We start from the raw sequence: 6,714 nt of genomic DNA on the forward strand, positions 1-6,714 counted from the left end.
TACCCCCAGGGGGAACTTATTCATCAGGTCTTCCTAAAAAGTGTATCTAAAGAAATAGACTTAAAGATGAGTGACCCATTTTCAAAAACCCTTAAAACAATGATGCCCCATGGGGTATTTTAGAGCTTAAAATAGTGCCCAGACGGGAATACGCAGCCTCTAGACGGGAATACGCATGATCCAGACGGGATTACGGCCATCTCAGGCGGGAATACGTGAAGACCAGACGGGATTAACAGCTGGAACAGCAGAAAAACAGATAAAATCCCCCATGAAGACTTAGAAGTCAGCAGATCTTCAGAAAAAGTTGCAGTAACACATAAAACAAACCCTTCTAAGGAGAAGGGCTTACACATTGTATATCGAACAGGGTTGATGAGTTTATTTATTTTCATTTAGGACTTGGTTCAGCCATTGTTTATTCTTTATATACCAATCAATGGTTTGACGTATTCCCGTTTCAAAGGTATATGTTGGCTTCCAGCCTAATTGTTCCAGTTTAGTAGGATCAATTGCGTAGCGTTTATCGTGTCCTAGACGGTCCTCCACGTGTTCAATTAACTCTTCAGATTTTCCAATTGTATGGATGATGGTTCTAACGACGTCTAAATTTGTTTTTTCATTATGCCCGCCTATATTGTAGACTTCGCCATTGATTCCTTTATGAAGGATTGCATCAATAGCTGTACAATGATCGTATACATGCAGCCAGTCCCGTATGTTTTGGCCGTTCCCATAAATGGGTACCTTTTGATCATTGAGAATCTTGGATATGGTTAGTGGAATTAGTTTTTCTGGAAATTGAAATGGGCCATAATTATTTGAGCATCTGGTTATATTTACTGGTAATTGATAGGTTTCTGCATAGGCGCGAACGAGTAAATCGGAGGATGCTTTGCTGGCACTATAAGGGCTGTTTGGTTGTAATGGCGTTGTTTCAGTAAAAAATTTTGTTTTATCAAAATCTAATTCTCCATATACTTCGTCCGTAGAGATATGAATGAATTTAGTGATTTTCGTCTGTTTAGCTGCTTGCAGCAAATTCTGTGTACCAAGTACGTTGGTTAAAATAAATTGTTCGGGATTAGCAATGGAGCGGTCTACATGGCTTTCTGCAGCAAAATGGATGACATAGTCGAACTGTTTTTTTGTGAATAGATTACTTAGTTGTTCATTATCTGTGATATCTATATGGGTAAAAAGATAGTTTGGATGATTTTCGACTTCTTGATGCTTCGATAACTCGCCTGCATACGTTAATGCATCTAGATTAACTACTTCATATTCAGGGTATTTATTTAGTATATAGTGGACGAAATTCCCCCCAATAAACCCTGCACCACCGGTAATAAGCACCTTTTTTTTCACCATTTTATTTCACCTCATCATTCAATTCCGTTAAAAAACGGGCGAGTGCGTCCTGCCATTTGGGGAGGGGGGTTAATCCATTTTCAATAAGTTTGGCTTTAGATAGACGGGAATTCTTGGGACGTTTTGCTTTAGTAGGGAATTCCTCACTTGTAATGGAGTGGACAGAAACAGAGCGATTAGCTAGTCTGAATAGTTCTTCTGCAAAATCTGACCAACTGCATACGCCTGAATTGGCAGCATGATATATACCATATTGCTCTGTTTGAATCATATCAAGTAATAGGATGGACAAATCTCGGGTGTAAGTTGGAGCACCGAATTGGTCACCTACTACACGAACTACTGGTTGCGAATCGGCCAGTCTAAGCATCGTTTTAATGAAGTTATTTCCATTAATCCCGAAAACCCATGAAATTCGCACAATAAAGAAGTGAGATAACATGGTTTCAATAATTTGTTCGCCTTCGTATTTTGTTATTCCATAGTATCCTATTGGATTGGGTTGATCAGACTCTGTATAGGCGGTAGTTCCATTACCATCAAATACATAGTCTGTGCTAAGATAAACAAACTTTGCACCCGTTTCTTTTGCTGCTTCAGCTAGATATCTTGTTCCATTTACATTGACATCGTAGCATCGTTCCTTATCGTCTTCAGCAAGATCTACAGACGTATAAGCGGCACAATGAATAATGGCGTCAGGGTTTAGTTCACGTATATAGGTTCGAACATTTTGTCCATTGGTGATATCTAAATCCTTTGAACCTGTTCCATACATCTCGAAACCTCTTTGTTTTCCTTCTCGAACTACATCGTAACCAAGCTGCCCCGTATATCCAGTTACAACTATTTTCATTCTATTTCACCGAAATAATGTCGAGCATTTTTTAATAGTGGAGCCTCTTCATCTTTTCTAGATAAAATCGGGGGGACATGATCGGGCCATTTAATATTGAGAGCAGGATCATTCCAAAGAATTCCGTAGTCATGTTCTTTTGAATAGAGTTCATCTACTTTATATTGAACTTCTGTATCAGCAATCAACGTCATAAATCCATGAGCAAAACCCTTAGGAACGAGTAATTGCTTTTTATTATCTGCACTGAGTACTATGCCAACCCATTTAGTGTACGTTGGGCTGTCTTTACGGATGTCCACTGCTACATCAAAAATAGCCCCTTTGGTACAACGGACAAGCTTTGACTGAGCTTTTGGATTTAGCTGATAGTGCAATCCTCGAAGGGTTCCTTCCTTTTCTGAGTACGAATGATTGTCTTGTACAAAGTGTAGAGAGAGACCAGCTTTTTTAAGCGTCTCTTCGCTATATGTTTCCATAAACCAGCCGCGACTGTCCCCTAAAACAGAAGGAGTTAGTATGAACAACCCATCTAGAATGGTTTTAATGATTTCCATCTGACACCTCTTCTTTATTTTACAAATGGTTTTTGATCAGCAATTCGAATTAGGTATTGTCCGTATTGATTTTTCTTTAAAGGGGCGGCTAACTTGAGTAGATTATCTTTAGTAATATAACCCTGGTTATAAGCGATTTCTTCGATGCAGGCAATTTTCATACTTTGGATCTTTTCAATGGTCTCAATAAATTGAGAAGCCTCTAATAAGGATTCGTGTGTTCCTGTATCTAACCAAGCAAATCCTCTTCCTAAGATTTCGACGTGCAGATTTCCATTTTCTAGATAGGCTTGATTAATATCCGTAATTTCGAGTTCACCACGGGCAGAGGGCGATATTTTTTTTGCAAGTTCCACAACAGAATTGTCATAAAAATATAGGCCTGTTACGGCATAGTTTGATTTCGGCTTTATTGGTTTTTCTTCAAGTGATATAGCTTGAGCAGATTCATCAAACTCTACGACCCCGAATCGTTCGGGATCATGTACATAATAACCAAATACAGTAGCTCCATCTTTCCTGTTGGCTGCCCGTCGTAGTTTTTCTGTCAATCCATGACCATAAAAAACATTATCGCCTAGGACCAGTGCCACATCGTCTTCTCCAATAAATTTCTCTCCAATAAGGAATGCTTGTGCAAGGCCGCCCGGATATTCCTGCTCTTCATAAGCAATATGCAAGCCTAAATGAGAGCCGTCGTTGAACAGCTGTTTGAATCGTCCTATATCCTGAGGAGTAGAAATAATTAAGATTTCCCTTATCTCGGCAAGCATCAGAACAGATAATGGGTAATAAATCATTGGTTTATCATAGATAGGCAGTAACTGCTTGGACATTCCTTTGGTTAGAGGATATAATCTAGTCCCACTGCCTCCAGCTAAAATGATTCCTTTCATAGTACCACCTCTCATTTAGTTCCTTTAGTGAATACATAAGGATGATTCTCTATCATATGTTTTTCGTTTCAAATGGTGATGAGGAAGGTGTAAACAAAGAACCTCACAAAAGTGAGGTTCTTTGTTTACACTTTTTCAGCAACGATTAAAAACTGATAGATAAAAGCGTCTGTGGTCAGCGAATCAGTATCTAGACCAAAGGCTTTTCCAATCGGTCCTAGATTTGCAGCAAGGAGCCGGTCAGCCTCAGAATATCCGATGGTTGTACCGGATAATATCTTTATGACTAAGTTTTCTGGGAACAGCGTATGCAATGTTTTTCGAGTGAAAAATCGCAAATGTGTCCGATCTAATAAACCAGCATCTCTATATGAGAAGTCTGCTTGCATTAATTCTTTTATAATCTCGATATTAGCAATATTAGGTAAGGAAATGACGAGTTGACCACCATCATTTAATATGGAAGTTAATTCTTTTACAATTTTCCATGGATCGCGTAAATGTTCTAAGACATCGGCACACACGATGCAATCAAAGGTCCCCAATTTAGACAAGTCAAAGTCCTCAACATCTGCAGAATAGACCGCATCGAGATTATGTTGGGCAAACTCCGCTACATTAGAATCAATTTCAATTCCGATTACTTCACAATTATATTTTTCTTTTAAGTCAATTGCCATTGCTCCCATTCCACAGCCAAGTTCCAAGACTCTTTTTGAATGAGCAGGGATTAAATTAAGTACTTCTGGCCGGGAAAACATAAAGTAATTTGCACTGAATCCCCATTTTTCGTAAAGTTTGCTTTTGTTTGTGTACATTAACTGAGTAAAATTGATTGAACTATTCTTAAAGGTAACACTTCCATAATGATGAACAAATGAATCTTGGGCTATATAGAGTTCATACCCTTTACGAAGTGCGCGCAGGCATAAATCATCATCTTCGTAGTTACCTATTCCAAAAGATTCATCAAATAACCCTATTTCGTCTAAGACTTCCTTTTTACATGCTAAAGCGAATCCTACTAATCTTAAGACCTTTTTCTTCTCGCCTGTTTTTTCCTTTACATAGTCAGAAGCAAAGTCCTCTAAACCTTCTAGTGTATCTTGATTATACGTTACAGAGATGCGTTGGTTACCCGAAATATTATTGGTGACTGGTCCTGCAATTCCAATTTTATCATTCGAATATAAGGTATTTATTAAAGAGTCCAGCCATCCAGGTGTAACAACAGTATCATTATTCAAAAAGAGTATGATATCGCCCGTTGCTTTTTCAACTCCTTGATTATTCCCCTTAGCAAATCCCTCATTTTCTTTATTTACGATGACTTTTATATCCTCTTGTTCAGATAAATAAGCTACAGTTTCATCCTCTGATCCATTATCAACGACAATGATTTCATAGTCGTGCGTATGGCTTCTGATACTGTCTATACACTTTTTTGTATAATCGATTTGATTGTGAGTCAAAAGTATAATTGAAGTTTTCATTTGTTCCTCCTAATTACCGGTAAATAAAATCATTTTATTTATATGATGTATGGAAGATTTGGTGCGAATAAAATGATTCCTGTAGAATGCTGCACTCACATTTAAAACAACTTCGCATATAATTATTTGGCGTAATTGCTAAGACAAAAACACTTTGGAGGGAAGCCAATTGAGTGAGCATTCAAGTTATGAGGACTACGCTTCTAAAGATGTGAATTATTATCAGGGAGTTAATAATACGCTATTAGGGATGGTACCATCGAGTGTGAAGCAGGTTCTTGATATAGAATGTGCAGAAGGAAACTTAGGGGCAGCGATTAAAGCGGAAACAGGTGCTTATGTGGCAGGGGTTGAGCTTTTTTCCAGTGCTGCAGAGATTGCTGTCACAAAACTTGATGAAGTCATCGTAGAGAATATTGAAAACGTTGACCCCACTGCAGTCACTGACCGAATGTGGGTGGGTGAAAAGTCATTGAGTGAACAAGTAGAGGAAGCAATAAAGGGCGGAGCAACCTTTATTCAACTACGCGAAAAGACCTTAGGGTATGATGAATTTTTACAGGAAGCTAAACAAATAAAGGAAGTAACGGATCGTTATCAAGTTCCATTTGTGATTAATGATTACGTGAGGGTAGCCGTTGATTGCGGTGCAGATGGTGTTCATATTGGACAAGATGATCTTGGAATAGAGGAAACACGGAAATTGGTTGGCCCTGATAAAATAGTAGGCGTATCGGTTCAAACCGTTGAGCAGGCAATTGCGGCTGAAAAAAGTGGCGCGGATTATCTTGGAGCAGGTTCTATGTTCAGTACTTCAACAAAAATGGATGCAGATATGGTATCTTTCAAAACATTAAGAGAAATATGTGAAGCCGTTACAATCCCAGTTGTTGCCATAGGAGGCATTAATCAACGTAATATTCTAAAACTAAACGGTAGCGGAGTGGACGGAGCAGCCATTGTATCAGCAATATTTGCGGCACAAGATATAAAAGAAGCGAGCCGGGAATTATATGTTCTTTCAACAAAAATGATTAAAAAGTAGAAATGAGGGGTTTGTTTGAAAAAGGTACTTAGTATTGCGGGTTCAGATTGCAGCGGCGGGGCAGGTATTCAAGCAGACATTAAAACCATTACGGCACATAAAATGTATGCGATGAGTGTAATCACAGCATTGACAGCTCAAAATACGATGGGAGTAAAGGGGGTCTTTGAAACACAACCAGAATTTGTAGCATTGCAGTTAGAGTGTATTATGACTGATATTTTCCCAGATAGCGTGAAAATAGGAATGGTATCCTCACCAGCCATTACTAGGGTAATCGCTGAAAAACTGACGGAGCATAAAACAAAACATATTGTTCTAGATCCGGTGATGATTTCTACAAGCGGCAGTCGGTTATTGAATGAAGAGGCGATGGAAAGTCTCCTGACTAACCTGATGCCGCTTGCCACACGTATTACCCCGAATATTCCTGAAGCAGAAGCAATTTCGGGGATGAAAATTAATTCAAAGGAAGATATGCAAAACGCTGCTGTTA

General features: G+C 38.7%; 7 protein-coding genes. 2 read left to right on the plus strand and 5 right to left on the minus strand.

Features of this window, described 5'->3' with window-relative positions; translation table 11 throughout:
- Positions 1-381: 381 nt before the first annotated feature.
- From rfbB to AC52RT_RS06685, 5 genes are all read right to left on the minus strand, one after another.
- On the minus strand, positions 382-1,371 hold the full coding sequence (rfbB, locus tag AC52RT_RS06665; RefSeq protein WP_495540020.1) for a dTDP-glucose 4,6-dehydratase: 990 nt from the start codon (positions 1,369-1,371) through the stop codon (positions 382-384).
- Between the two features lies 1 nt (position 1,372).
- Entirely contained in the window at positions 1,373-2,227 is an 855-nt protein-coding gene (gene rfbD / locus AC52RT_RS06670) for a dTDP-4-dehydrorhamnose reductase (RefSeq protein WP_495540021.1), read from the minus strand.
- Positions 2,224-2,784: a dTDP-4-dehydrorhamnose 3,5-epimerase gene (gene rfbC / locus AC52RT_RS06675; RefSeq protein WP_495540022.1), complete on the minus strand. Its 561-nt coding sequence runs from the start codon at positions 2,782-2,784 to the stop codon at positions 2,224-2,226. The genes rfbD and rfbC overlap by 4 nt, the downstream gene beginning before the upstream one ends.
- Before the next feature lie 14 nt (positions 2,785-2,798).
- Positions 2,799-3,680, minus strand: coding sequence for a glucose-1-phosphate thymidylyltransferase RfbA (rfbA, locus tag AC52RT_RS06680; RefSeq protein WP_495540023.1), 882 nt, complete (start codon positions 3,678-3,680; stop codon positions 2,799-2,801).
- Between the two features lie 125 nt (positions 3,681-3,805).
- Positions 3,806-5,173 (minus strand): glycosyltransferase, encoded by a 1,368-nt coding sequence (locus tag AC52RT_RS06685; protein ID WP_495540024.1) that lies wholly within the window; start codon positions 5,171-5,173, stop codon positions 3,806-3,808.
- 169 nt (positions 5,174-5,342) lie between these two features.
- On the opposite strand from AC52RT_RS06685, the gene thiE reads away from it, so the two are divergent.
- Together thiE and thiD are read left to right on the plus strand one after the other, a co-directional pair.
- Complete coding sequence (gene thiE, locus AC52RT_RS06690; protein ID WP_495540025.1) at positions 5,343-6,218, plus strand: thiamine phosphate synthase; 876 nt, start codon at positions 5,343-5,345, stop codon at positions 6,216-6,218.
- A 15-nt stretch (positions 6,219-6,233) separates the two neighbouring features.
- A partial coding sequence (gene thiD / locus AC52RT_RS06695) for a bifunctional hydroxymethylpyrimidine kinase/phosphomethylpyrimidine kinase (protein WP_495540026.1) occupies positions 6,234-6,714 on the plus strand: 481 nt, incomplete at its 3' end.

The sequence above is a fragment of the Peribacillus sp. genome, from assembly GCF_059453735.1.